The organism is Kitasatospora sp. NPDC059648 (assembly GCF_042734825.1).
Classification (GTDB): Bacteria; Actinomycetota; Actinomycetes; order Streptomycetales; family Streptomycetaceae; genus Kitasatospora.
Window position 1 is genome coordinate 68179 of the sequence record NZ_JBHWDU010000017.1, and the last position, 24876, is coordinate 93054.

Annotated in this window: 19 protein-coding genes and 2 pseudogenes; 16 read left to right on the top strand and 5 right to left on the bottom strand. The window is 71.5% G+C overall.

All coding sequences use genetic code 11. The features are described from left to right. Window positions 1-190 precede the first annotated feature (190 nt). From ACFV1W_RS13615 to ACFV1W_RS13670, 12 genes are all read left to right on the top strand, one after another. Window positions 191-3148 carry a lantibiotic dehydratase gene (locus ACFV1W_RS13615; protein ID WP_380416029.1) on the top strand — a complete coding sequence of 986 codons (2958 nt, stop codon included), beginning with the start codon at window positions 191-193 and terminating at the stop codon, window positions 3146-3148. Beyond that, window positions 3145-4404 (top strand): lanthionine synthetase C family protein, encoded by a 1260-nt coding sequence (locus ACFV1W_RS13620; protein ID WP_380416031.1) that lies wholly within the window; start codon window positions 3145-3147, stop codon window positions 4402-4404. The genes ACFV1W_RS13615 and ACFV1W_RS13620 overlap by 4 nt, the downstream gene beginning before the upstream one ends. Before the next feature lie 15 nt (window positions 4405-4419). Continuing rightward, window positions 4420-6498: a methyltransferase, FxLD system gene (gene fxlM / locus ACFV1W_RS13625; protein ID WP_380416032.1), complete on the top strand. Its 2079-nt coding sequence runs from the start codon at window positions 4420-4422 to the stop codon at window positions 6496-6498. A 4-nt stretch (window positions 6499-6502) separates the two neighbouring features. Beyond that, entirely contained in the window at window positions 6503-7669 is a 1167-nt protein-coding gene (locus ACFV1W_RS13630) for a hypothetical protein (RefSeq protein ID WP_380416034.1), read from the top strand. A 151-nt stretch (window positions 7670-7820) separates the two neighbouring features. Further along, a complete protein-coding gene (locus tag ACFV1W_RS13635; protein WP_380416035.1) occupies window positions 7821-9194 on the top strand; it encodes an NUDIX domain-containing protein in 1374 nt (457 codons plus the stop codon). After that, entirely contained in the window at window positions 9191-9652 is a 462-nt protein-coding gene (locus ACFV1W_RS13640) for an NUDIX domain-containing protein (protein WP_380416036.1), read from the top strand. The genes ACFV1W_RS13635 and ACFV1W_RS13640 overlap by 4 nt, the downstream gene beginning before the upstream one ends. A gap of 74 nt (window positions 9653-9726) precedes the next feature. Next, a complete protein-coding gene (locus ACFV1W_RS13645; protein ID WP_380416038.1) occupies window positions 9727-9867 on the top strand; it encodes a hypothetical protein in 141 nt (46 codons plus the stop codon). A 178-nt stretch (window positions 9868-10045) separates the two neighbouring features. Beyond that, window positions 10046-10357 carry a glycosyltransferase gene (locus ACFV1W_RS13650; protein ID WP_380416039.1) on the top strand — a complete coding sequence of 104 codons (312 nt, stop codon included), beginning with the start codon at window positions 10046-10048 and terminating at the stop codon, window positions 10355-10357. After that, entirely contained in the window at window positions 10357-11220 is an 864-nt protein-coding gene (locus tag ACFV1W_RS13655; protein ID WP_380416041.1) for a 5'-3' exonuclease H3TH domain-containing protein, read from the top strand. Before ACFV1W_RS13650 ends, ACFV1W_RS13655 begins: the two co-directional genes overlap by 1 nt. Next, on the top strand, window positions 11217-11834 hold the full coding sequence (locus ACFV1W_RS13660; RefSeq protein ID WP_380416043.1) for a PIG-L deacetylase family protein: 618 nt from the start codon (window positions 11217-11219) through the stop codon (window positions 11832-11834). The genes ACFV1W_RS13655 and ACFV1W_RS13660 overlap by 4 nt, the downstream gene beginning before the upstream one ends. 318 nt (window positions 11835-12152) lie before the next feature. Further along, the gene (locus ACFV1W_RS13665; protein WP_380416045.1) at window positions 12153-12611 is read left to right on the top strand and encodes a hypothetical protein; all 459 of its coding nucleotides are present in this window, start codon (window positions 12153-12155) and stop codon (window positions 12609-12611) included. Continuing rightward, window positions 12608-15952 carry a tetratricopeptide repeat protein gene (locus tag ACFV1W_RS13670; RefSeq protein WP_380416047.1) on the top strand — a complete coding sequence of 1115 codons (3345 nt, stop codon included), beginning with the start codon at window positions 12608-12610 and terminating at the stop codon, window positions 15950-15952. The genes ACFV1W_RS13665 and ACFV1W_RS13670 overlap by 4 nt, the downstream gene beginning before the upstream one ends. Window positions 15953-16324: 372 nt before the next feature. Here ACFV1W_RS13670 and ACFV1W_RS13675 read toward each other — a convergent pair whose 3' ends face one another. Beyond that, window positions 16325-16750, bottom strand: coding sequence for a hypothetical protein (locus ACFV1W_RS13675; protein WP_380416049.1), 426 nt, complete (start codon window positions 16748-16750; stop codon window positions 16325-16327). A 279-nt stretch (window positions 16751-17029) separates the two neighbouring features. On the opposite strand from ACFV1W_RS13675, the gene ACFV1W_RS13680 reads away from it, so the two are divergent. Further along, complete coding sequence (locus ACFV1W_RS13680; RefSeq protein ID WP_380416051.1) at window positions 17030-17221, top strand: helix-turn-helix domain-containing protein; 192 nt, start codon at window positions 17030-17032, stop codon at window positions 17219-17221. A 51-nt stretch (window positions 17222-17272) separates the two neighbouring features. Here ACFV1W_RS13680 and ACFV1W_RS13685 read toward each other — a convergent pair whose 3' ends face one another. Next, window positions 17273-18427: a tyrosine-type recombinase/integrase gene (locus ACFV1W_RS13685; protein WP_380416053.1), complete on the bottom strand. Its 1155-nt coding sequence runs from the start codon at window positions 18425-18427 to the stop codon at window positions 17273-17275. Between the two features lie 95 nt (window positions 18428-18522). Between ACFV1W_RS13685 and ACFV1W_RS13690 the strand changes: the two are divergent. Further along, window positions 18523-18687, top strand: a pseudogene (locus ACFV1W_RS13690) (pirin family protein); the annotation flags it as partial. A gap of 480 nt (window positions 18688-19167) precedes the next feature. Here the strand turns inward: ACFV1W_RS13690 and ACFV1W_RS13695 are convergent. Continuing rightward, window positions 19168-20018 (bottom strand): annotated as a pseudogene (locus tag ACFV1W_RS13695) (IS5 family transposase). Window positions 20019-20102: 84 nt separating this feature from the next. On the opposite strand from ACFV1W_RS13695, the gene ACFV1W_RS13700 reads away from it, so the two are divergent. After that, entirely contained in the window at window positions 20103-20741 is a 639-nt protein-coding gene (locus ACFV1W_RS13700; protein ID WP_380416098.1) for an MFS transporter, read from the top strand. Window positions 20742-21076: 335 nt separating this feature from the next. After that, on the top strand, window positions 21077-22387 hold the full coding sequence (locus tag ACFV1W_RS13705; protein ID WP_380416055.1) for an alpha/beta hydrolase family protein: 1311 nt from the start codon (window positions 21077-21079) through the stop codon (window positions 22385-22387). 255 nt (window positions 22388-22642) lie between these two features. On the opposite strand, the gene ACFV1W_RS13710 is transcribed toward ACFV1W_RS13705, so the two are convergent. Continuing rightward, window positions 22643-23563 (bottom strand): carbohydrate ABC transporter permease, encoded by a 921-nt coding sequence (locus ACFV1W_RS13710; RefSeq protein WP_380416056.1) that lies wholly within the window; start codon window positions 23561-23563, stop codon window positions 22643-22645. Further along, a complete protein-coding gene (locus ACFV1W_RS13715; protein WP_380416058.1) occupies window positions 23560-24873 on the bottom strand; it encodes a carbohydrate ABC transporter permease in 1314 nt (437 codons plus the stop codon). The genes ACFV1W_RS13710 and ACFV1W_RS13715 overlap by 4 nt, the downstream gene beginning before the upstream one ends. Window positions 24874-24876 lie beyond the last annotated feature (3 nt).

Sequence of the window (24876 nt, forward strand, 5' to 3'; positions counted from 1 at the left end):
CGCACGCCGCCTGGGCCCCCCCGGGGGCGCCGTGCCCCCCGGTGGTCATTTCCCCGTGCGGGGGGGGGCCGTGGGTGTCCGCGGGGCGCACCCCCCACCGCCCCGCCCCGCCCCGCTCCGAGATCCGAGGTCCGCCGCCATGCGCCCATCCGCTCCCCCAGCCTCCTACCGCGCCGCCAGCGTGGCGCTCGTGCGTGCCATCGCGCGCCCCGACCTGCCGGTTCCCGCCTGGCCGGACCTCGATGGCAACGGCCCCGCTGTGACGCACAAACAGACCGAATGGCTGCGTGCCGTGTGGGCCGACGATCGCCTTGCCCAAGCTCTCGGTCTGGCCAGCCCGGTCCTCACCGATCGTGCCGCCCGCCTCACCTCCGCCCCTCAGCCCGATCCGCGCGAAGTGCGGCGCGCCGTGCGCTCCACCGCCCGCTACCTCCTGCGCATGGCCGGCAGGCCCACGCCGTTCGGGTACTTCGCCGGCGTGCAGGCAGCATCGTTCGGACCGTCCTGCGACCTGCGGTGGGGCGACGGGCACCACTTTGTCACCCGAGCCTCGGCGACCCGGCTCGCACGTGCGATCGAGCGGCTGGAGCACCTCCCCGCCCTGCTGGCCAATCTGGACGTGACAGCGAACAACACCGTCCACGTGCGCGGCGACCGGCTCGTCGTCCCCCACCAGCCGGTCATCCGGCCCGGCGGCGACACGGCCGCAGGCGAGACGACCCTGCGCCACACCCGGCCCGTCACCTTCGCCCTCGCCGCCGCACGCCAGCCGATCCGCTTCCAGGACCTGGCCGACAAGGTCCACGCCGAGTTCCCCGCCGCATCCGCCGAACAGGTCACCGGCATCCTGTCCGAGCTCATCACCCAGCGGGCACTCATCACGAACCTTCACGCCCCGGCGACCGACCCGGACCATCTCGGGCACCTCCTGACCGCCTTGGAGAGGGCCGGAGCCGAGCAAGTCGCCGATGCGGCCGGGATCCTGGCCGATCTGCGTACCGCTGACGGCAGCCCTCCGGCTCCGGCTGTCGATCTGCGGCTGGACGCCGACCTCGTCCTCCCGCACGCGGTAGCCGACGAGGCCGCCCGAGCCGCCCACCTGCTGGCCAGACTCAGCGCCGCTCCCCACGGCACGGCAGCATGGCGGTCCTACCACCAGAAGTTCTACGAGCGCTTCGGCCGCGGCACGCTGGTGCCACTGCTCGACATGGTGGCGGACAGCGGGATCGGCTGGCCCGACGGCTACCCCGGCGCCCGGCCTTCCAAGGTGCCACGCTTCGACGAACGCGACGAACTGCTCGCAGCCCTCGCCCAGCGGGCCGCACTCGACGGCGAGCACGAGATCGTCCTCGACGAGGAGCTGCTGGCCGCGCTCGACCTGGGCCCGGCCCCGCTTCGGCTGCCCCCGCACCTGGAGATCCTCGCCCGCCTCCACGCCGGCTCCCAGCACGCCCTCGGCCGCGGCGACTTCCGGCTGGAGGTGGTGTATGCGTCCCGGGCGGCCGGTGTCTCGGTCGGTCGATTCCTCCACCTTCTCGAGCCTGGGCACCGGGCGGCGTTCACCGACGTGCTGACGCACCTGCCGACGATGGACGAGCACGCCCTGACCGCGCAGCTCTCGTTCCCGCCGCTGGACCCGGCGACCGGGCACGTCGCCCGCAGCATGGCGACCGGCCAGTTGGTGATCAGCCTCGCCGAGCACCGCCCCGCGGCGGAAGGCGTCCTCGGTCCGCAGGACCTGGCGGTGGGATGTGACGGGCGGCGCATGTACCTGGCGGCACCGGCGCTCGGGGTACGGGTCGAAGCCGCCGCCACCCACGCCCTGAATCTGCGCACCCATACCCCGCCGCTCGCGCGGCTGATCACCGAGCTGTCTCGTGCCCAGGCCGCGCAGGTGACCCGGTTCGACTGGGGCTCGCTCCACGCGCTGCCGTTCCGGCCCCGGCTGCGGCACGGCCGTGTCATCCTCTCCCCGGCCGCCTGGCGGCTCAGCACCGCCGAACTCCCCTCCGACAACGTCCCCCAGCAGGTGTGGGACGACGCCCTCACGTCGTGGTCGACGCGGCGCCGGGCCCCGCGGCACGTGATGCTGGCCGCCGACAGCCAGGGCCTGCCGCTCGACCTCGACCACCCCGGCCACCGGGCGCTGCTACGCGAACACCTGCGCTCCGCGCCGCATGCGGTCCTCGTCGAGGAGCCCGACCCGGCCGACCTCGGCTGGGCCGGCGGCCGGGCCCACGAGATCGCCATCCCGGTCACCGCCACCCGCCCCCCGGCCTGGCCACGCCTGCCCAAGCCCACCGCAGCCCGGATCCTGCAACGGGACCACGGCGACGCCCCGGGCACCTCCCGTGTGCTCCTAGCCTCCCTCTACGGCGATCTGGAACGCCAGGACACCGTCCTCGCCCGGCACCTACCCGACCTCCTCGCACGGCTCGGGCACCCGAAGTGGTGGTTCGTCCGATTCCGCGACCCGCGCCAGCACCTGCGGCTGCGCATCGCCCTGCCCGACCCTGCCGCCTTCGGACCCGCCGCCGCCGTGATCAGTACCTGGACCGCCGAACTCCACCAGGCCGGGCTGCTGTCCGAGGTTGTGTACCCGACCTCCTACACGGAGACCGGACGATGGGGCGAGGGCCCGGCGTGGGCCGCAGCGGAGGAGGTCTTCCGCGCTGACTCCGCCGCTGTTCTCGCCCAGCTGTCCCAGCCCTCGCTGCCCGATCGGCAGGCGCTGCTCGCCGCCCACGCGGCCGCCATCGCAGCAGGGTTCACCGGCTCGCCCACCGCCGGGCTGCGCTGGCTCGTCAACAACGTCCCCGCCCACGCACCGGCCGTCGTGCCCAGGCCGGTGTTCAAGGAGGCCGTACGTCTCGCGGACCCGGCCCGCGACTGGGCAGCGCTGCGCGCCGAGCCCGCGGGCACCGCCATCGCCGACGCCTGGGCGGGCCGCCACCAAGCCCTCGACGCCTACCGCCGGCACTTCCCCAGCCCGCACACCCAAGGCGTCCAGGCGGACGACGTCCTCGGCTCCCTCCTGCACTGCTCCTACGTCCGCGCACACCGCATCGACTTCGACGACGAGGCCCAAGTCCTCTACCTGGCCCGCGCCGCCGCCCTCGCCCGCCTCTCCCGGGACGGTGACCAGTGACCACCCCGCACCCCGCCCTGCGACTGTCCGACCGGATCGCCGAGCTGCTCGCCGACCCGGCCGACGCGCCGACGGCGTGGACGTCTCGCCCGCAGTGGCGCCAGTCCCTCGCCCACGGCGCCCCGGGCATCGCCCTGCTCCACATCGAACGCGCCGCCACCGGCCGGGGCCCGTGGGAGCCGGTGCGTGCCTGGCTGTCGGTCGCGGCCGACGCCCCGGTCACGAGCGGGGGCGACAGCTACCTGTACTACGGCGCGCCTGCGCTCGCACACGCCCTCGCCTGCGCCGCCCAGGCCCGGCCCGGCTCCTACCAACGCGCGCTTGCCCACCTCGACCAGGCCGTGGCCGCCGACGCGGTGCGTCGCTGCGACGAAGCTCTCGCCCGGATCGACCGCGCCGACTTACCGGCGCTGGCCGAGTTCGACGCCATCCGCGGCCTGGCCGGCGTCGGCGCCGTACTCCTGTGCCGGGCCCCCGGCGGCGAGACGATCCGGCGGGTCCTGGGCTACCTGGTCCGCCTGACCGAGGACGTCAAGCACAACGGCGAGGTCCTGCCAGGCTGGTGGACCCCGGACGGACCGTCCGGCAAGCCGGACGAACGGTTCCCGAACGGGCACGCCAACACCGGCGTGGCACACGGCATCGCGGGCCCGCTTGCCCTGCTCTCCCTCGCGCTGCAGCACGGTGTAGAGGTTGACGGGCAGCGCGAGGCGATCCGCACCGTCCTGGCCTGGCTGGCGCGCTGGCGCGACGGCCACGCCTGGCCGTACTGGATCGCTCCCGCGCACCTGACCGGCCCCGACCGCAGGCCGCTGGCGCCGCAACGGCCGAGCTGGTGCTACGGCACCGCCGGCATCGCGCGCGCCCAGCAACTCGCCGCCCTCGCCCTCGACGACCCCCGCCTGCGGCACGACGCCGAGAACGCCCTCGCCACCGCCCTGGTGGACCCGAAGGCACTCGCCGCGACCACCGACCTGTCGGCCTGCCACGGCTACGCCGGGCTCGCCCACATCGCCCACCGCGCCGCCGCCGACGCCTCCCCCCGCAACGCCGCCCGGCTTCACTCGGCCGCCGACCTGCTCCTGGACACCACCCACCCGCCCCGCAGCGACCCGGACGAGCAAGCACGACGACTCCTCTCCTCGGCCGGACCCGCCTTCTTGGAGGGCGCCGCCGGCACCGCCCTCGCGCTGCTCGCCGCCGCCACCGGCACCGCGCCAGCGACCCGCTGGGACGCCTGCCTCCTGACCTCCTGACCCGAGGACCTCCTGATGACTGTCTGGATCCAGCACGACCTCACCTTCGCCGACCCCGCCACCGTCGAGCCCATCGCCGCCCACCACCTGGTCCCCGTCCTCGACTTCGCCGAGAAGTCCGGTGCGCTGAATGGCTGGTGGTACATGCGCAAGCGGGGGCTGCGGCTGCGCTACCGCGCCGACGCCCCCGCCCCCGTCGTCACCTCGCTCCTGGACACGCTCGTCGAGGAAGGACTCCTCACCGGCTGGGTGCCCGTCGTGTACGAGCCCGAGACCGGCGCGTTCGGCGGCGACGAGGCCATGGAGATCGCCCACCGGCTCTTCCACACCGACAGCCGGCACCTGATGGCCCGCGCCGCCAAGCCCGACCCGCCCACCCTCGGCCGCACCGAGACCTTCGTCGTCCTCGTCTCCGCCATGCTCCGCGCCGCCGGCCTCGACTGGTACGAACAGGGCGACGTCTGGAGCAGGTTCGCCGACCTGCGGCCCGAGCCTCCCACTCTCGCACCCGAGCAGGTGGCCACCCTGACCGCCGCGATGCGCCGCCTTATGACGCTCGACACCCGCCAACTCACCCGACCCGGTGAACCGCTCGCCGCCCACGCCGACTGGGTCGACGCCTTCGAGAGGACCGGGCAGGACCTCGTCCGCCTGGCCCGGGACGGCCGCCTCACCCGCGGCCTGCGCGCCGTCCTCGCCCACCACACGCTCTTCCACGCCAACCGTGCCGGCGTGCCCGTCGATCACCAATCCGCCACCGCTGCAAGGGCGGTGGCCGCAGTCTTCCACTCCGGCGAAGGCCCCGCGCCCTCGCAGCCAACCATCCGCACAACCACTAGGGTCGCCCACGTGACTACTCTCAGCGACAGCACCGACACCCCGACCGCCGACCAGCTGCGCGACGCCCTCACCGATCGCCTGCTCACCGGGAAGCACATCACCAGCGCCCCGGTCGAGGCCGCCTTCCGCACCGTCCCGCGCGAGCACTTCCTGCCCGGTTTCCCGCTCGACGTCGTGTACGCCGACAACCCGACCTACACCAAGACGGACGGGTCCGGCACGCAGATCAGCGCGGCCTCCCAGCCCACCATCGTCGCCATGATGCTGGAACAGCTCGCCGCCCAGCCCGGTGAGCGGATCTTCGAGGCCGGTGCCGGAACCGGCGTCAACGCCGCCTACATGGGCCACATCGTCGGCCCGGACGGCCACGTAGTCGCCGTGGACGTGGACGACGACCTCGTCGACGGCGCCCGCAAGCACCTCGCGGCCGCTGGCATCACCAACGTCGACGTCGTCCTCGGCGACGGCGCCCTCGGCCACCCCGACGGCGCGCCGTACGACCGGATCATCGCCACCGTGAGCACCAGCGAGATGCCCACCGCCTGGCCCCAGCAGGTCAAGCCGGACGGCCGGATCGTCCTGCCGCTACGCCTGCGCGGCACCGCCTCCCGCGTCATCGCCTTCGAGCGCCGTGGCGACGCCTGGGTATCGGTCAACGACCGGCTCGCCGTCTTCATGCCGCTGCGCGGAAGCATGGACGACGAACGCCGAACCGTCGCCCTCACCAGCCAGGGCGACGTCACGCTCCAGGTCCACAAGGACCAGACCGACGCGGTCGACGCCGCCCAGCTGCTCGGGATCCTCGACACCGAGCGCCACGAGCGCTGGACCGGCGTAACCATCCCGCGCGGCACCACCTACGAGTACCACGACCTGTTCCTGGCCCTCACCCTCCCCAACTCGATCATGCGGATGAGCGTGGCCAAGACCGCCCACGACCGCGGCGTCACCCCCATGCTCCCCTGGGGTGCCATGGCCACCGTCCAGGGCGACTCCCTCGCCTACCTCACCCTGCGCGAAGGCGAACCCGACAGCGACGGCCGCAAGGCCTACGAGACCGGCATCGTCGGTCACGGCCCCGACGGCGCCACGCTCGCCGACCTCGTCGCCGAACAGCTCCGCACCTGGAACACGGGCTTCCGTGGTCGAGCCCTCCGGTTCGAACTCCCGGACGCCACCGCCGCCGACGACCCGGCCGCCGGCCGCTTCGTCCTGGACCGCCCAACCCACCCGATCACCGTCATCTGGGAGTAACCACGTGCACCCGACCGGACCCATAGCCCGGCGCTTCCCGCTGGTCGCCCGGATCCGGCCCGCGTGCCTTCCCCTCGAAGCCCGTGTCGGCCAGCTCCGGGAGCTGGCCGACACGGCCTCGCGGCAGACCAACCCGGGCCTGGCATCTACTGTCTTCAACCAGGCAGCACTCCTCGCCTCCGACATCGGCCTGCCCGGCTACGCCCGCGACCTGTGCCACCGCCACGCCGCGCTCTACCTCACCCGCGGCCCGCTCCCGGCGATGAGCGCCATTCGCGGCCTGGAGCCGCTCGTCAACCTCGCCCGTCTCCACATCCGCGCGGGCCGCCACCAACAGGGCCACCAGCTCCTGCTCGACCTCTACGGGGCCATCACCGGCGCCGTCGAGACGGTACTCGATGGCATCACCGTCCCCGCCCAGCTCACCGAGACCAACGAGCAGCGCGCCGAGGTCCGGGCGTGGCTGTGGCGCGTCGTGCTCGCCGACGGCACCCGCGCCCTCACTTCCGCCGGCCGCTGGAGCGATGCCCTACGCCACCTTGAGGAGCATCGGGGTATCGGGCTGCGCATGCTCGACGGCCGCCAGACCGCCGTCCTCGCCCGCGCCACCACCGACGACCTCCCTGGTGCACTCGCCCTGCTGGCCGCCACCGAGCCGGGTGACCCGTGGGAGGACGCCGTCACCGCTGCGCTCACCGCGCTCTGCCGCCCCGGCAACCGGCACGCCGCCGAGACCGCGATCGACCACTGCCTCGCCTTCAAACCGGTGGAGGGCCTGGCCGTGTTCACCGCCCGTCTCGCCCTGACCACGCTCGACGCCGCCGGACCGGACACGCCCACCGCCCGAAACCTGATCGAGCAACTGTCCAGCCGAACGGGTGAAATGGGTGACGGCTATGCGCTGCGCGACCTCCTTGCCCACCGGGGCGTCCGCGACCGTCTCACCCCCGGCTGGACGGCCGCGCTCGAACAGGCTCTCGCCGCCTGTGCACTGGGCTCCGGTGTCCTGCCCGAGCCCGTTCGCGACCGGCTGGAAGATGCCCTGGCCCGCGCCCGGGAAGTGCTCGAAATGTCCCCGTTCGACCCGGGCTCGCCTGGGGGTAATCCACTTGAACGACGCACTCGAACAGCACCATCCTCGGACGCCCAGACGCCCGTATATCGCTCCTGAACTTGGCTTCTGAGTAGGCAACTTGTCCATCGGAGCGCCCAGGCCAGCAATCCCTCACGCCCGCGCACCGACCCGTATCCGAAGGATCTGTAACGAAGACCAGCACCGACCGGCGGGCCGCGTCCGCCCGACAGAGCAAGGAGTCCTCCCAGTGATCGATTTCAATGTGCTGACCGACCTGGCCCTCCGCGAAGGCATCGAGCGGCTCGGCGTCGGCGTGGTGGTCCGCGACGCCTCCGGCCGGGTCCTGATGATCCGCCGGACCGCGCACGACGTCCTGCCGGGTCTATGGGAGTACCCGGGCGGCGGCCACGAGGACAGCGAACCCATGCCCGCGGGCGCCGCCCGGGAGCTGGCGAAGGAAACCGGCCTTACCGGCCTGCCGCTGGAGTACGTGCGGCACCTGGACTTCACCAACCAGCGCTACCTGCGAGTGCGGCAGTTCGTCTTCACCACCGTCGTTCCGGAGGACACCTCGGTCGTCCTCTCCGGCGACCACGACGATCACCAGTGGGTTCCAGCCGACCAACTGCCCACGACCAGCGACGGTCAGCGCACGGTGATCAAGTGGCTGACCGGCCGCCTGGCGATCCCGGGCTGGCGGCCGGTCGGCGGCTACGTGAACACCATCGCTCGGCCCAGCGCCTACGGCTCGTTCCTCGTCACCGATCCGCAGGGCCGCGTGTTGGGGATGCGCTCCACCACCAACCCCGGCGTGTGGAACTTCCCCGGCGGCAACGTCGAGCACGGTGAGAGCCCCTTTGGCGCCGCGCTGCGCGAGGCCCGGGAGGAGCTGGGTCTGGACCTGGCCGCGGAGAACCCGCAGGTGCTCCGGCGGCGCCTGGTCGCCGTGATCCACACGCAGGCCGACGCTGACTACCCGGTCCCGGTCGTCGGCCATGTGTTCGATGGCGGCACGCTGACCGCGGAGCAGCAGGCCCGGATCCGGCTCGATCCGGCCGAGCACACCGAGTTCCGGTTCGAGACGGCTCACGACTGGCGCTCCCGGATGACCCCCGCCCACTACCAGTGGCTCCGGCAGGTGCTGCGCGCCCACCGCTGCGGTGTCCCGCTCTACCTGGAGCGCCCCGCACCGGCCGATGACGACTTCGAGGGCGTCCTGGTCTTGGTCACCGACCGTGCGGGTCGACTGCTGATGCACCAGCGCGAAGACAGGCCGGGCATGGCCTGGCCCGGCTGCTGGACCCCGATCGGCGGCCGACGCGAGGCCGACGAGAACGCCGAGGAGAGCGCGGTGCGCGAGGTCCGCGAGGAGGCCGGCATCGAGATCACCGGACTGCGGCCCCTCCCCGACCCGCACCACGACCTCGACCTCCCACTCACCCGCGCCCCGCACGCCGTCTGGACCGGCCCCGACAGCGACCTGCAACTCGGCGACGAGCGCCAGGCCGTACGCATGGTCCCCTTCGCTGAAGTACTCAACCTCAACGTCCCGCCCTACATGCACCACTACCTGCCGCTGCTCGCCGCGGCGGCCGACCAGCCCACCGGGAGGACCTCATGACCAGCCGCTATGGCAGCGTCGTCGATGTCTACGTGCTGCTCCGCAGGGCCGACGGCTGCGTGCTCCTCATGGAGCGCGACAACACCGGCTACGCGGACGGGCAACTCTGCCCACCGAGCGGACACCTCGAGGAAGGAGAGTCGGTGATCGCCGGCGCTATCCGCGAGGCCGCCGAGGAAGTCGGTATCGAACTCAGTGAGGCAGCGCTCGGCTTCGCCCACGTCGTCCATCACCGCAGCCCCGAAGGGCAAGGACGCATCGGATTCTTCTTCCTCGCGGACAGCTGGAACGGCGAGCCCATCAACCGCGAGCCCCACAAGTGCGCTCAGCTTCTGTGGGCAGATCCCGCAAACCCCCCGGAGAATACGGTCCCTTACACGGCCGCTGCACTCGCGCAGATCGCCAAGAACCAGCTGTTCTCCCTCGACGGGTGGGACCGCCCATTGACTGCGCAGTGACACCCTCCACCGCACCTGTTGCAGTAGGCGAGCAGAGAATGCAACCTCCTGAACTGGGCAAACCCAGCACACCATTGACAGAACAGCCTGCCGAGCCCCAGAGAAGCCGGTGGCGGCTCGACCGGCTGCCGGCCGACATCGTGCCCTACACCGCGCACCCCCTCGGCGAGATCGCCCACGGCAACCGGCTCTCCACCGTCGGCTGGTCGGCATGACCACGCCCGTCCTGCCCGAGGACGCCGCCCGGCTGCTGCGCGAGACGGCAGGTCCGTACGAGTTGCTGGGCGCATGCTCGCCTAATGGGACTTGCTGAGTCATAGAGACTCGGTGCCGTAGTCGCCAGCAGGTGAGCACTCTCCTCGCCGGAGCCATTGCGAGTTCTGGGGTCAGACCGTGCCCCTGCTGGTCATGATCGTCCCCAGCCACAAGGAAACCTTCGGCCTTGTGGCGCTGGAGGCGATGAGCGTCGGCACCCCGGTCATCGCCTACCGCGTCGGCAACCTGCCCGCCCTCATCGACCCGACCGGCCACGGCGACCACCTGCTCGTCGACCACGACGAAGGCCCGGCCGCCCTCCACAGGGCGGCGCAAACCCTTCTGGAAGGTGACATACTGTACGCCGCGACTACACAGACCGTGTATCGGAGAGCGGCCGAATTCGAGCCGCACCGAATCGCTGACTTCTTCCTGGAGGCGGTGTCGTGATGCCCGAAACCCCCGCAACCCCTGCGCCGTTGCTGCTCGTCGACGGCTTCAATCTCCTTTGGGCCGGCACCTTCGGCTTCCCTGCCCCGATCCACTCGCGCGACAAGACCCGCGAGCTGACCGGCCTGTTCGCGTTCTTCGCCCTGCTGCGGGCCGCGATCCGCGACGACCTCGACGTCGCGCAGCCCGAGGTCCTGGTCGTCTTCGACGGCGAGCACGGCGCCGCCGACCGCGTGGCCACCGACCAGGAGTACAAGGCGAACCGGGAGGCGACAGCGGAGGCGCTCAAGCCTCTTCAGTTCCTCACCCCAGTCAAGGACGGCCTGGACGCACACGGGATCCCGTGGGTCGAGGTCGACGACGCCGAAGCCGACGACGTCATCGCCACCCTCGCAACCCAGGCCGCCACTTCCCGGCCGGTCCTGATCATGTCGCGCGACATGGACTTCTACCAGCTCCTCGACGACCGCGTGCGCATCCTCAACCGCTCCCGGAAGTCGTCCCAGCGGATCATCACCGCCGACGAGATCGTCGCCCGGTATGGCGTCAGCCCCGCCCAGTGGCCGGCATTCCGCGCCCTGACCGGCGACAAGTCCGACAACATCCTCGGCGTCCGGGGTGTCGGCCCGAAGGTCGCCGCCACCCTGCTGAGCGACGGGATGCGGCTGCGCGACCTTCCCGGCTCCGGGCGGCTGACCGGCGCCAAGGGCACTGCGATCACCACCGCCTGGGCCGACATCCTCCGCTGGGAGGTGATGATCACGGTGCGCCGCGACCTGGACGTGCCCATCACCCTCAGCGGCCAGGCGAGCCCCCAGCTGCCCAAGCCCGCCGACGTCGTCGAGAAGCTGGGGCTGTGGTGACCGGTGCCGTACCGGGCCCGGTCCTGGCCGCCTTCGCGCACCCCGACGACGCCGAACTGTGGGCCGGCGCCACCCTCGCCCTCCACGCCAGGTACGCCGCCGTCACCATCGTTGTCCCGCAGCGCGACAACGTCCGCGACACCGAGGCCCGCAAGGGCGCCGCGGCCCTCGGCGCCGACCTGCACCAGGCCCCCCCGACTCGACCACGCCACCGTGCAGCAACTGTTGCTGGAGAAGCGGCCGGAGATCGTCATCACCCACCCGCCAACGACGTCCACCCCGAGCACCGGGCCGTCGCCGCCACCGTGCTCGCAGCCGTCCCCGAGCCCAGGATCGCCACCGGCCGTCCGAGCCGCTTCTACACCTGCGACACCTACAACTCCCTTACCCTCGACGGACCGGTCCGCGCCGACGTGATCGTGGACGCCACCGCGACCTTCGACACCAAGATGGCCGCGCTGCGCGAACACGCGAGCCAGCCGATCGAGCAGCACTCCGGCCCCATGGCCGAGACCCTCGGCAGGCTCTGGGGCGCCCGCATCGGCGCTCAGTACGCGGAGGCGTTCACTGCCGGGCCGATCCTCGGCTGCCTGCCCGGCGCCACCCACCTCTGAGGCGCCGCACTTCGCGGCCCACCCACCGTCAACTCACCCCAAAGGGATGACCATGACGTCCGCGCGGAGCCGGTACGTCGAGGAAGGGAGACGCTATCTGGGTACTCAGGAGCTGTAAGGGACGTACGGCAAGTGGGCCTGGTCGGTCCGTGTCTCACAGCGAACGCGCTTGCTGTCCAGCCGAGCTGACGAGCCGACAGACTGTGGCTTCAAATCCCTCCACACCTCGAAATCTTGGCCGAACGCCTGCGCGCGGCCCGTCCGGGCGTGATGATCTGGAGTGTCGTACCTGATGCAGCACCGGCCGAGGAGCCCGCGATGCCCGACCTGCAGGAAGCACAACAGATCGCCGAGAGCCTGGCGTTGACCACCGCGACCGCGGTCGCGACCGCGATGGGAACCGACAGCTGGCCGGCCGTCCGGGGCCTGCTCGCCAGGGTCTTCCACCGGCGGGGCCACGACCTGGCCGAGATGGAGCGCCGACTCGACGCCGACGCAACCCTCGTGGTCGGTGAGGAGGCCGCCCAGGCCCGCTCGGAACTGGTCCCGCCGTTGCGGCGCCAACTGCTGGCCCTGCTGCGCGAGGACCCGCAGGCCGCCGACGAGCTCCGCGAGCTGATCGACCGGGTGCGCGCCGAACTGCCGGACACCACCAACTGGACCCAGAACGTGACGGCTTCGGACCACGCGATCGTCAACGCGGTACAGGGGGGTGACCAGCACAACCGGTTCATGGACAGGCGGGAGGACCGCGAAGCGGGCGGGGCCGGCGCGTGACCGGGGAGCCCGCACCGCAGGGGAGCGTCTTCACGCAGAACATCATCGCCCTGGGCGGCCGGGTGAACGCGGTCCAGCACGGTGACCAGTACAACTACATCTACCGCGCCGAACCGCCCTACCGCGTGGAGCCGTTCCCGCTCGGCGGCCCGGACTCCCCCGCTCCGGGGCTGGCCCGGGTGCCCAGTCGGCTGCTGACGGCCCGTCACCAGGTCGTGCCGTTCTTCCCGCGACCGGAGCTGGACCTGCTGGCCGCCTGGCGGGAGGACCCCGCGCCCGGCCTGTCGGTGCGCCTGCTGCACGCCGAGGGCGGGCGCGGCAAGACCAGGCTGGCGGCCGAGTTCGCGGCCCGCTCGGCGCAGGCCGGCTGGACGGTGGCCCAGGCCCGGCACCGCAGCGAGGTGGCCTCGGCCGGCGGTGGCGACCAGAGCCTGGCGGTGCGCCGCCCGGGACTGGTGCTGGTGGTGGACTACGCCGAGCGCTGGCCGCTGGCCGACCTGCTCACCCTGGTCCGCCAGCACCGGGAGGCGGTCCGCGACCGGCTGCGGCTGCTGCTGCTCTCCCGCCCGGCGGGCGACTGGTGGCAGGGGCTGGCCCACCAGCTCGCCAAGCTCGACGTCTTCGACGCCGAGACCGTCCCGCTGGCGCCGCTGCCGGAGGATGCCGGGGTGCGGGCCGGGATCTACGCCTCGGCCCGGGACAGCTTCGGCGCGGCCCTCGACCTGCAGGACCCCGCCGGGCTGGGCGTGCCGGCGGAGTTGGACGATCCGCAGTTCGCACTGACACTGGCCGTGCACATGAAGGCGCTGGTCGACGTGGACGCGGCCCGCCGGGGCGTCACCCCGCCGTCGGGGCGGGACCAGGCGGCGCTCTCCTCCTACCTGCTGGACCGCGAGCACGACCACTGGCGCTCCTCGCACGACGGGCCGCACGCTCCGCTGCGCACCAGCGAGGGGGTGCTGCGTCGGGCGGTCTACCTGGCCACCCTCACCCGCCCGCTGCCCTCGGAGGTGGCGGTGCAGTCGCTCGTCCGCACCGACGCGCTCGGCGGATCCGAGCCGCCGGACGCGGCGGCCGTGGCCGTCGCCGACCACGCCCACTGCTACCCGCCGCAGGATCCGGACCTGGTCTTCGAGTCGCTCTCCCCCGACCGCCTGGCCGAGGACTTCCTCGCCCTCACCCTGCCCGGCCGCGAACAGCTGACCGGCTACCACGCGACCGACGACTGGGCCACGACGGCCCCGGCGCTGCTGCTCGACCACGCCGCGGACGCCGAACCGCCCGCCCTGGCCCGCCAGGTGCTCACCGTGGTGATCGAGGCCGCGCACCGCTGGCCGCACCTGCTACGCCGCCAGCTGGTGCCGCTGCTGCTGGCCCGGCCCGCGCTGGCGACCGCCGCCGGCGGTGCCGCGCTGTTGCGGCTGTGCGAGCTGGCGGAGCTGCCGGGCGGCGTGCTGGAGCGGATCCGCCCGCACCTGCCCGACCACCGGCACGTCGAACTCGACCTGGCCGTCGCCGTGTTCACCCGGCGGCTGATCGAGCACCGGTTCGCGGCCGGCCCGGTCTCCACCCTGGAGCGGGCGGAGTTGATGTACGCCCTGGCCTGGCGGTTGGACAACGCGGGCCTGCACATCGAGGCGTTGGCGCCGCACGAGGAGGCGGTCGAGCTGCGCCGGCAGCTCGCCGCGGACGATCCAGGGCAGCTGGCCGAGCTGGCGACGGCGCTCAACGGCCTTGCGGCCGTGCGGACCAGCGCGGGCCGCTACCAGGAGGCGCGGGAGCCGCTGGCGGAGGCCGTCGCGCTGCACCGGCGGCTCGCCGAGACCGACCCGGCCGGACAGCTGCCCGAACTGGCGATGGCCCTCACCAACCAGGCAGTGCTGCTGCTGCGGCTGGGCCGCGCCGCCGAGTCGGTCGCGCTGGCGCGGGAGGCGGCCGACACGTACCGGGGGTTGACGGCCCGGCCGGACGGTGCCGAGTACCGGCCGCAGCTGGCCACGGCGCTGACCAACCTGAGCAACAGCCTCGCCGAGTCCGGCCGGGCCGTGGAGGGGCTGGCGGTGGCCAGCGAGGCGATGGACCGCTACCGTGAGCTGGCCCTGGCCGATCCGGACCGCCACCTGCCGGACCTGGCGATGACGGTGATCAACCAAGGCCAACGCCTCACCGACGCCGGCCGGTTCGAGGAGGCGCTGCCCGTCTGCGAGGAGTCGGTCGCCCTGCAGCAGCAGCTGGCCCGGATCAATCCGGCCGCCCACCTGGGCCGGTTGGCGATGGCCTGGGACAACCTGGGCAACCTCCTCGCCCGGCTGGAGCGGCGGCCGCAGGCGCTGGCGGCGACCCGCGAGGGCCTGACGGTCCGTGAGCGGCTGGCCGCCGCCGACCCGGTGCTCCATCTGTCGGATCTGGCCAAGTCGTTGACCAACCTCAGCATCCGGCTCTCGCAGAGCGAGGGCAGCGGCACGGCCGAGGGCCTGGCCTCCGCACAGCGCGCGGTGGAGCTGTTCCGTCCGCTGGCCGAGGCCAACCCCGCCCACCTGCACGACTTCGCGACCTCGCTCTTCATCCTCGGTCACTGGCACACCCTGCGCGAAGAGCACACGGAGTCGCTGGCGGCGACCAACGAGGAGCTGGCCGTGCGCCGCCGGCTGGCCGAGGCGGATCCCGCGGTGCACCGGCTGCGGCTGGCCGAAGCACTGGCCACGGCCGGGCGCCGACGCGTCAACGCGGGCCGAATGGCGGACTCCTTCGAGCTGCTGGGCGAGGAGGTCGCGGTGCGGACAGCCGCCGCGGCCGCCGGGTCGGTCGCCGAACTCGACTCACTGCACCGCACCGTTGGGCTGTGCGGCCTCCATCTGGCGCAGACCGGGCGGGCGCCGGAGGCGGTGTGGGTGACGGTCGAGGCGCTGCAGGGCCTGCGCGCCGCGATCGCGGGCGACCCGCAGGCCCATCACCTGCACGTGCTGCGGGGCAGCGTCCTGCTCGGCCTCCGGCTCGCCGAGGCCGGCCAGGTGGATCAGGCACTCGTCCCGACCCAGCAGGCCGCGGCGGGGTTCGTCCGGCTGGCCGGGGCCAACCGGGCAGCCCATCTCGCGGACACCGCGCATGCGTTGAAGGCCCACGCGGTGCTGCGGCTGCGCGCGGGAGTGGACTACCCGAACGCGCTGATCACCGCCGAGGGCGCCTACCTGGCTGCCCGGGAGCTGGCACCCGAGCAGCTGAACGGTGACCACCTCTACCCGGGCCTGCCGGACTTCACCACCACCTACGCCGTGGCCCTGGAGGCCGTGGGCCGCACCGAGGAGGCCGCCGCCGTCCGGCACGAGCAGAGCGGCGGCTGACCAATTCGGCCCCTCCAGTCGCCCGCCGAACAGGAGTCACAGTTGGGCGGTGAGGTGGAGGTTGAGCAGCCGGACGGCCCGGCGGTGATGCCGCTGCGAACGATGTGGTTCCCGCTGAGAGAGGGGGCACAGTGGCCCGAGGGGTCAGTGCAGCTGCGTTCTCGCCCGATGTGAGTGTTTAGGAATCTGACGGCTAGTAAGGATGCGCCGACGGAGTGCAACAACTCGCCGACGGAGGAACATTCATGGCATCGGGTGTCGCGGTCAACGATGTGTGTGTGCAGGAGTACCAGGCCCTGAAGCTCGGGAAGCACAAGTACGTCGTCTTCAACCTCATGCACCGGTTGCTGCGCGACGACCGTGTCGGCGCGGTCATGGGTACCACCGGGGGACACACCAGCGGCGCCTGTTCGACATGCGGATTCCCAGCCCGATCGCGTAGGCGCCTTCGAGGTAGTCTTCGAGCTCGTCGTCGAGCCGACTGAAGTAGACAGCCTCGCGGACGATCTCAATCGGCCCGAAGCCGGTGAACGCTCCCATCTCCGGTGGGCACTTCTCCTTCAGGTAGTGCTTCGTGGCCATCTGGACGGCCTTGGGGAAGCCGAGCAGCACCGCCTGCAGCGCTGTTTCGTCGCGGTCCGCCAGGTAGTTGTTGAGGGCTCCGACGAGCTCGTCGGCCAGGCGGAGGTCGCCCCCTCCGAGCGTGGTGACCGCGTCCAGACGATCGTGGGGATCCTTGACGAGGGCGAAGACCCTGCTTCGCCCGGGGCTCGTGTGTGCGATGAACGCATGGACCATTGTCGTGTCCTGCCAGACGTCTCATGAGCGGCCACTCCGCACAGCCGTGCGTCAGCGCCGCCACAAAGGGGGAGAGTCCGCACAGTGACGTGTCGCCCGGATTACGGATCCGCGCGCATGGTCAACCAGACGGGGCCGTCACGCCCGGCACTGGAGCCCGGGAATGCATAGCGACGGCAAGCTATCACGAGACCACAGCGCTCCCAAACCGCCGTCCGCGGAGGATGGTTGACCATCCTGGATGCACCAGCGAGAAGCAGCCATCGCATAGGAGAGCCCGTGTCTTCGCAGTTCATGACCGTCAAGGAGACCGCTGAGTACCTGAACATGTCCGCTCAGTGGGTCTATCGCGAGGCAGCCAAGGTCGGGCTCGTTCCGTACCGGTTCGGGCGGGGGCAGAACGCCAAGCTGCAGTTCAAGGTCGCGGAGGTCCAGGCCTGGGTGAAGCAGCAGAGGACGTCCGGCGGCTAAGTCCCGAACGTTCGGGGCCCTGTTCCAGGGTGGAACAGGGCCCCACGCGTGTCAGGCCGCGAGGCCGAGGTCGAGGACCTGGGCGGCGTGGCCGATGGAGCCGGGCATGAGGTGGCGATAGATCTTGAAGGTGATGTCGATGCTCTTGTGGCCCATCCACTCGGCGACGTCGGTGATGGGGATGTTGTGGCCGAGGCAGTTCGAGGCGAAGAAGTGGCGCAGGCCGTAGATCGTCATGCCCTCGGGGATGTCTACACCGCCGGCCCTTTTGATCCTCTGCCACTCGTTCTGCAGATAGTAGTACGGGAACGGCTTGGTGATGTCCAAGGGATGGCGGAGGAGGTAGCCGTCGACGGTGCCGTACTTGTCCGCGTACGAGAGGATGCTGAGCCGGGTCCGGGCCGGCAGCGGGACGTCGCGGTAGTCGCCTTCCTTGCGATGCTTGAGCGGGGCGTAGCCCTTGGTGGTCTGGTTGACCTGTTCGGTGACGCGGTAGACGTCTTCGGCGACGATGTTGTTGACGTTCACGGCGGCGGCCTCGCCGTTGCGCAACCCACACCCGCTCATGAGGTCGGAGATCAGGAGAAAGGTGTCGTCGGCTGAGGACCGTATGCCCTGGAGCTGGGCGGGGGACGGGATGACGGCACGCTTCGGGTCGTACTGGGGCGGCTTGACGCCGTCGAGCGGGCTTTCGTCGTACAAGCCCAGGCGGTGCGCGTCGAGGAGAATCGCCTTGAGCTTGTCGAAGGCGTTGGACTGGGTCGCCAAGCCAACGCCGTTGCGCTCCATGGTCTGGATGAAGGCGTCGACGACCTTGTGGTCGAACGTGCCCATCCGGCGGCTGTGAAAGGCTGGGAAGAGGTGGTGTTCCAGGAGTGAGTCGAGGTGCTTCAGCGACGCCGGGCCGAGGTCGCGCTGGCCGGCCTTCCACTCCGCGACGTACGCTCCGAACTGCATCACGCCGTACTTGCGGATGCGGTCCGCCTTGGTCTGATTCTCCGGCCGGGCGCGCTTCGCGCGGTAGAGCTCGGTGAGCCGGTCGATCGCTTCCGCCTGCGTGGGGAATCCGGACTCCTCGGTCTGCCTGCCGGCCGCGCTGCGGTAACGGATCTTGTACTCGTGGGAGCACCTCGACCACCGGCCCTGCGGATGCTCGCAATCCTTGAAGAAGGTGCCCATGCCGTGCACCAGGTTCCTCGCTGCCATCCCCGGAGGCCTCCGTCCCGTCCAATGCTGACGTTTTGCTGACGGCAGATGGTCCACCAGACCTCTGACCTGGGAAGAAACGGCAATCCCGTGATATGTGGTGGAACTTCATCGGCCGATCCGGTGAGGAGATCGTACAAGCACGGAACGACTGGGAGAAGGGTTCCCGGTTCGGCGAAGTGCACGGCTACGACGGCGGCCGGCTGCCCGCCCCGGAGCTGCCCTCGATTCCCTTGAAGGCGCGGGGGCGAGTGCGCTGACCTGCGGAGACGCGTGTCGGCGGATTGGTAGAGACGGTCGGCCGCCGGTGCTGCGGTGGCCGGTCGACCCTGGCGGGTAGTGATGGCTGGGTCGTGTGCCGGAGGGCGGGCGAGACGGGAGTCGAAGATCCGCAGAGCCTCACGTGTGAGTGGGCGTGACAGCGTTTGCTCGGATGAATGCTGACCTTTTGCTGACTTTCCTGACGGTGCATCAGACCTTCGGTGCCTGGCGCTCAGGTCGTCCGGTACGCCGGACGACCTGCCCGCGCCGCTCTGCTCCGGGCCTTCCGCTCGCTCCACTACTCCGTGAGCTTGACTCTGTCGGGGATCTTGGGCGACAGGGCTCAAGTGCCAAGGGTCCGCCAGGACTTCGGCCGAGGGATGTTGTTCTCGTCCAGGTATGTCTGGAAGGCGGTCGGCGGTCTCGTCGGGGGAGATCCCTCGGTGACTTGCCGGCCGCTTAGAGCGTCCGCCAGTAGGTCATCGGATGCGTGGGCTTCGAGGCCGGGTGTCCCAGCGGTAGAGGGCCAAGCCCGTGTGATCAGGCGCCGGACGGTGATGATCGTGCTGGCCAGGGCAAGGAAGAACTCGACTGCCGCTCTGCGGCGCTCGGTGCAGCGCCGCAGCTTGCCGAAGTTGTTCATCCAGGAGTTCGTACGCTCCACCACCCGGCGGCCGCCGGCCTGGATCGGGGTCTTCACGCCGCGTGGGGCGATTCGGGCGTCGATCCCGCGTTCGGCCAAGTGGCCGTGGACCGGGCGGTAGTCATAGCCGGCGTCCAGGGCCAGGCGCGGATGCTCTGGCAGGGGACCCAGAGCCGCTTCCAGGGCGGTGAAGCGGTCGAGGGGGGCGGGCAGCACGGTGTCGTCGCGGACGTTGGCGGGCACCGGCTCGGTGACCAGCGGTATGCCGGTGCCATCCGTCAACTGCGAGCGCTTCAGGCCGAGTTTGCCTCGGTCGACCGGGCTCTTGCCGGCGCATTCACCACCTGAGGGGGCTTTGGTGAGGCAGCCGTCGGCACTCAGACGGTCGGGTTCGAGGCCGACCATGCGGTCGTAGGCGGCGAGCGCGAGTTTGTGAAGCTCGGCCATCACTCCGGCCGCGGCCCACTCATCGCGGCGGCGCCGCAGGGTGGTGGCCGAGCAGTACTCGTCGGCGACTCGTTCGTATCCGCAGCCGAAGACCAGGACCTGCACCAGACGGTCGAAGACGACGGCGTCGCCGATCCGGGGCCTGTGGCAGCCGAGCGGGTGCCGGTCCTCACGCGCGGGCAGCAGCGCGAGGAATTGGTCGCGGATCGGGTCGAGAATGCATGATGGGACAGCAGGCACGGATCCCCCCGTGATCATGAAGCGTAGAGAACTCCATGATCGGGTTAACCGTGCCTGCTCTGCTGACACCACCTGAAGCGCCTACTGGCGGACGCTCTAAGCGCCTTCGCGTCACCGGCCCAGGGGCCGCTGCTCGGTAATCTGCTGCCAGTCCGGTTAATCCGGCGCGCCAACACCGTGGACAGCGCGACGTTCAGCACGATGACCATGGCCGGCCCGGCGCTCGGCGGCCTGCTCGCCACCTGGAGCACCCCGGCGGCCCTCGACCTCGACGCGCTCACCTTCCTGGCCTCGCTTGCGTGTGTGCTGCGCCTCACCGGCCAACGCGACACCGCCCGCACGGAGTTCGCTGGTCTGAGCCTGGTCGAACTGCGCGATGGCTGGCGCTACAGCGTGCGGCACAGCTGGATCCTCTGGCTCACTGGCCTGGCGATGGTACTCAACGTGGTCTGCATCGTGCCGTTCTACACCGTGCTGCCGCTCCGACTGCGCGATCTCGGCTTGCCCGCCGGTGTCTACGGGCTCGCGTTGGCCGCCCAGGGCCTGAGCGCAGTGCTGGTCTCGCTGGCCTTGGGACGGGCCCGGCGCCTGCCCCGGGCCGGGCTGCTCGCTCCGGCGGCCTCGCTCGGCGTGGCCGGGGGCGTAAGCCTGCTGGCTCCCCAGCGAGCAGGCCGCTGTCGCGGCCGGGGTGTCGATGCCGCTCGGACCACGCTGGTTCCGTGAGGGTGGCGGCATGCCACCGGACAGTCTCGAAGAACCGTCAGCCCGTCGAACAGGGTGTCATCGTATTCGGCGTGTCGCGCTGGCCGATTGGCTTCTCGCAACGCGGAAGATCCCGGGCCGCCGCCTGCGGAACACGGTCCAGGACCAGCGGCGGCCGGCCGTCGTGGTCTGGGCGGGCGGGCACCTTCGCCAGCAGGTCGACCAGCCAGGGCGAGCTCCAGGAGCGGGTGTCCCCGAGCCCCCGATGACTTCCCGGACAGTTCCCTCTGCCGGGGGAGGTGCCCGCACCCGAGGGAGGATGTCCGGGTGTCCGGCTGCTCCCTAGGGTTCGGGACATGAAGCTGACGAACACTCGGTTGACGAAGGCCCGGTCGGCGACCACTCACTTCGGCCCGCTCCGGCGGCGGCAACTGCTCGGCGCCACCGGCCTCGCACTGCTCTCCCCCGTCCTCGGCACCTCGCTCGCCCGCGCCGCGTCGAGCGGTAGCACCCCGGTGGGCCCGCCCACCCTCACTCTGCCCGCACCGACCGGGCGCCACCCCGTCGGCACAACCACGGTGCACCTGGTGGACCACGCGCGGCGCGATCCCTGGCGGGACAGCGGCAGCGCACGGGAGTTGATGCTCACCCTCTGGTACCCGGCGGTGCTCACCCCTGGGTGCGAGCCTGCACGCCAGCTGTCACCCGGGGTCGCCGCGCAGTGGCAGCCGAGCGCACAGTCGGCGTTCGGTCTCACCCCTAACGCGCTGGACTGGGCGGCCATCCGCACCCAGGCGGTCCCCGGCGCCCCGGTCCGGCGCGGTGAAGGCGACCGCGACGGCCGCCTGCCCGTACTGCTCCACTCCCCGGGCCACAACATGCCGCGTGGCCTCGGTACTGTCCTGGCCACCGAGTTGGCCAGCCGCGGCTACACGGTGGTCGCGCTCGACCACACCTACGAGACGGTCGCCGTCGAGTTCCCCGGTGGCCGGGTCGAGAGCATGCTGAAAGCGGTCGACCAGGCCGCGCTGCCGGCCCTGATGGGTGTCCGGGTGGCCGATATCCGCTTCGTCCTGGACCAGTTGCCCCGGCTGGCCGCCGGCGGGGACGGCCGGGCCGCCGCCCGGCTCCCGCCCGGCCTCGCGGGTCGCCTCTCCTCCCGCGCCATCGGCATGTTCGGCCACTCGCTCGGCGGCGCCACCACCGCCCAGGCGATGCACGACGACCCGCGCATCCTGGCCGGCGCCGACCTGGACGGCGCGGTCCGCTTCGGCCCCGGCCCGAACGGTGAGGTCGGTTCGGTGGTCGAGGAGGGCCTGGATCGCCCGTTCCTGCTGCTGGACAGCGCTCTCGGCAACCACACCAGCCCTGCGCTGACCGACATGTGGCGGCACCTGCGGGGCTGGCACCGCAACTTCCAGCTCGCCACCGCCGGCCACTACTCCTACACCGACCTCCAGGCTCTGCTGCCCACGCTCGCCGCCGCCGGCCGCCTCCCCTCCAGTGCTCTGGCCGACACCGTCGGCACTGTCGACCCGTGCCGCTCACTTCGTGCCCAATCCGCCTACCTGGCGGCCTTCTTCGATCTTCACCTGCGGCACCGCAGCGACCACCGCCTGCTCGACGGTCCGTCAGCCGACTACCCGGAGATGTCCTTCGTCGCCTGACCCCCGCCCGCTCCTCGGCGCGGAACTCCTACCGGGTGAGCGCGCGTCGGTGAGCGCTTCCGGAGCCGCATGGCTCCCGTTCCAGCACGACCGGCCCACGGCTGAACCGTTGGCGATGAGCTGCGGACATCTCGAACATCCTGTCTTTTGCGCAGTCTCTGGGCACAGCTGCTGCGACGCCGTCGCCCCCCGACATGCCGAAGGCGGACACCCAGCGGCTGCTCGACCTCGCCCGCCCGTCGCCGCCCCCCGGGGTCACTTCACGGATCCGGCCATGGCGCCCTGGATGAAGAACCGTTGGAAGCAGAGGAACACCACCACGGGGACCAGCAGGGACAGGAACGCGCCGGGTGCGAGGATGTCCATGTTGCTGCCGAACTGCCGCATCTGGGACTGCAGGTAGACGGTCAGCGGCTGCGAGTCGTTGCCGGCGAAGATCAGCGCGACCAGCATGTCGTTCCAGACCCAGAGGAACTGGAAGATGCACAGCGAGGCGACAGCCGGTGCGGCGAGCGGCAGGGCGAGGGTACGGAAGGTCCGCCACTCCCCGCAGCCGTCCATCCGCGCCGCCTCCAGGAGTTCGGCGGGGATCTCCAGGAAGTGGTTGCGCATCAGGAACACGGCGAACGGCAGCCCGTAGCCGACGTGGAACAGAACGACGCCCGGGACGGTGCCGAACACCCCGACGGCACCCTCCAGTTTGGCGACCGGGATGAGCCCGACCTGGACGGGGACGACCAGCAGTCCGACCACGCCGAGGAAGACGGCGTCCCGGCCGGGGAAGCGCATCCAGGCGAAGGCGTAGCCGGCGCCCGCGGCGAGGGCTACGGTCAGCAGGGTCGCCGGGACGCTGATGAGCACGGTGTTCCACAGCGCCTTGGGGACGTCACCGCCGCCGAGCAGCGCGGTGTAGTTCTGCAGGGTGAGCTGGGCGGGCTCGGTCAGTGCCGTCCACCAGCCTCCGGTGGCGGCGACCTGCTTGGGGCGCAGCGAGGAGACCAGCAGGCCGACGGTGGGCACCAGCCAGGCAACGGCGGCCACGATCAGCGCGGCCTGGACGAGGCCGCTCCGGGTGAGGGCGGCGAGCCGGGTCGTGAGCGGCAGGGTGGGCCGGCCGGCGGGCACCGGTGCGGGCACGGTGGTGGGGGCGGACTGGGCCGCCTGGGTGGTGGTCATGCGCGGCTCCCTCGGAAGCGTCGGACGTTGAGAAGCATCACCGGCACGACAAGGAGCAGCAGCAGGACGCTGAGTGCGCTGCCGAGGCCCTGGTCGTTGCCGCCGCCGAAGGAGACCAGGTAGAGCCGGAGCGCGAGCACGCTCGCGTCCTGCTGCACCGGTCCGGGTGCGATGATGTACACGAGGTCGAAGACCTTCATCACGTTGATGACCATGGTGATGAACACGACGCCGAGGACCGGGGCGAGTTGGGGCACGGTGATGCGGCGGAGGATCTGCCATTCGCCGGCGCCGTCGATCCTGGCCGCCTCGATGGTCTCGCGGGGCAGGTTGGCGAGGCCCCCGGCGATGATGACCATGGCGAAGCCGGCCCAGATCCAGATGTAGGCGCCGATGACGGCCGGAGTGATGAACGCAGGGCCGAGCCAGTCGATGCCGCGGTAAGGGGCGGCGAAGTTCGCGGCCGGCATCACCACCGAGGTGGTGGCGGAGGGGGCTGCGCCGAAGCGGAAGGTTCCGTCGTCGGCCGTGGTCGTGGTGGCGACCGTCCTTCCACCGTCCCGGAGCTGGACGGTGACGCCGGGCAGGCCCTTCTTCCCGGCGTCGAGCCGGCCGGGGTGGCCGCCACCGCCGGGAACGAAGTCCAGGAACACCGTGCCGCTGACCCCGTCACCACCGGCCGGCTCCTGGGCCGTCCGGGCAGTGGCCGGGAGCGCGCCGGGCTGCACGCCGACCAGCGGCAGCAGCACGACGCGCGTGCTGGTGGGCGCCGTGACGTCGCCGTCCTGGGCTTGGTCGAGGCCCGTGCTGGGGCGTGGGTGGGCGCCCGGGTAGGTCGGCCGGTCGTTGAACGTGTCGTGGACGGCGACCGCGGCGGCGTTGAGCACGCCGCGGTGCGGGTCCGCGTCGTACACCGTGCGGAAGATGATCCCGGCGGCGAGGAAGGAGATCGCCATCGGCATGAAGACGAGCAGCTTGAACGCGGTCGCCCAGCGGACCTTCTCGGTGAGCACCGCGAACACCAGTCCGATGGCGGTCACCAGCGCCGGGGCGACGGCGACCCAGATCGCGTTGTTGCGCACTGCGGTGAGGGTGGCGTGGTCGGTGAAGGCGGTGCCGTAGTTGTCGAGTCCGACGAAGCGGTGGCCGGAGGCGTCGAAGAGGCTGCGGGCCACCGAATAGCCGATGGGGTAGACGACGAGGGCGCCGAGCAGCAGCAGGGCGGGCAGGACGAAGAGCAGGGCGAGGCCCCGGTGGCGCCGTAGGGCGCCACCGGATGCCCGGCCGCTGCGGGGCGAGCGCAGAGACATGGT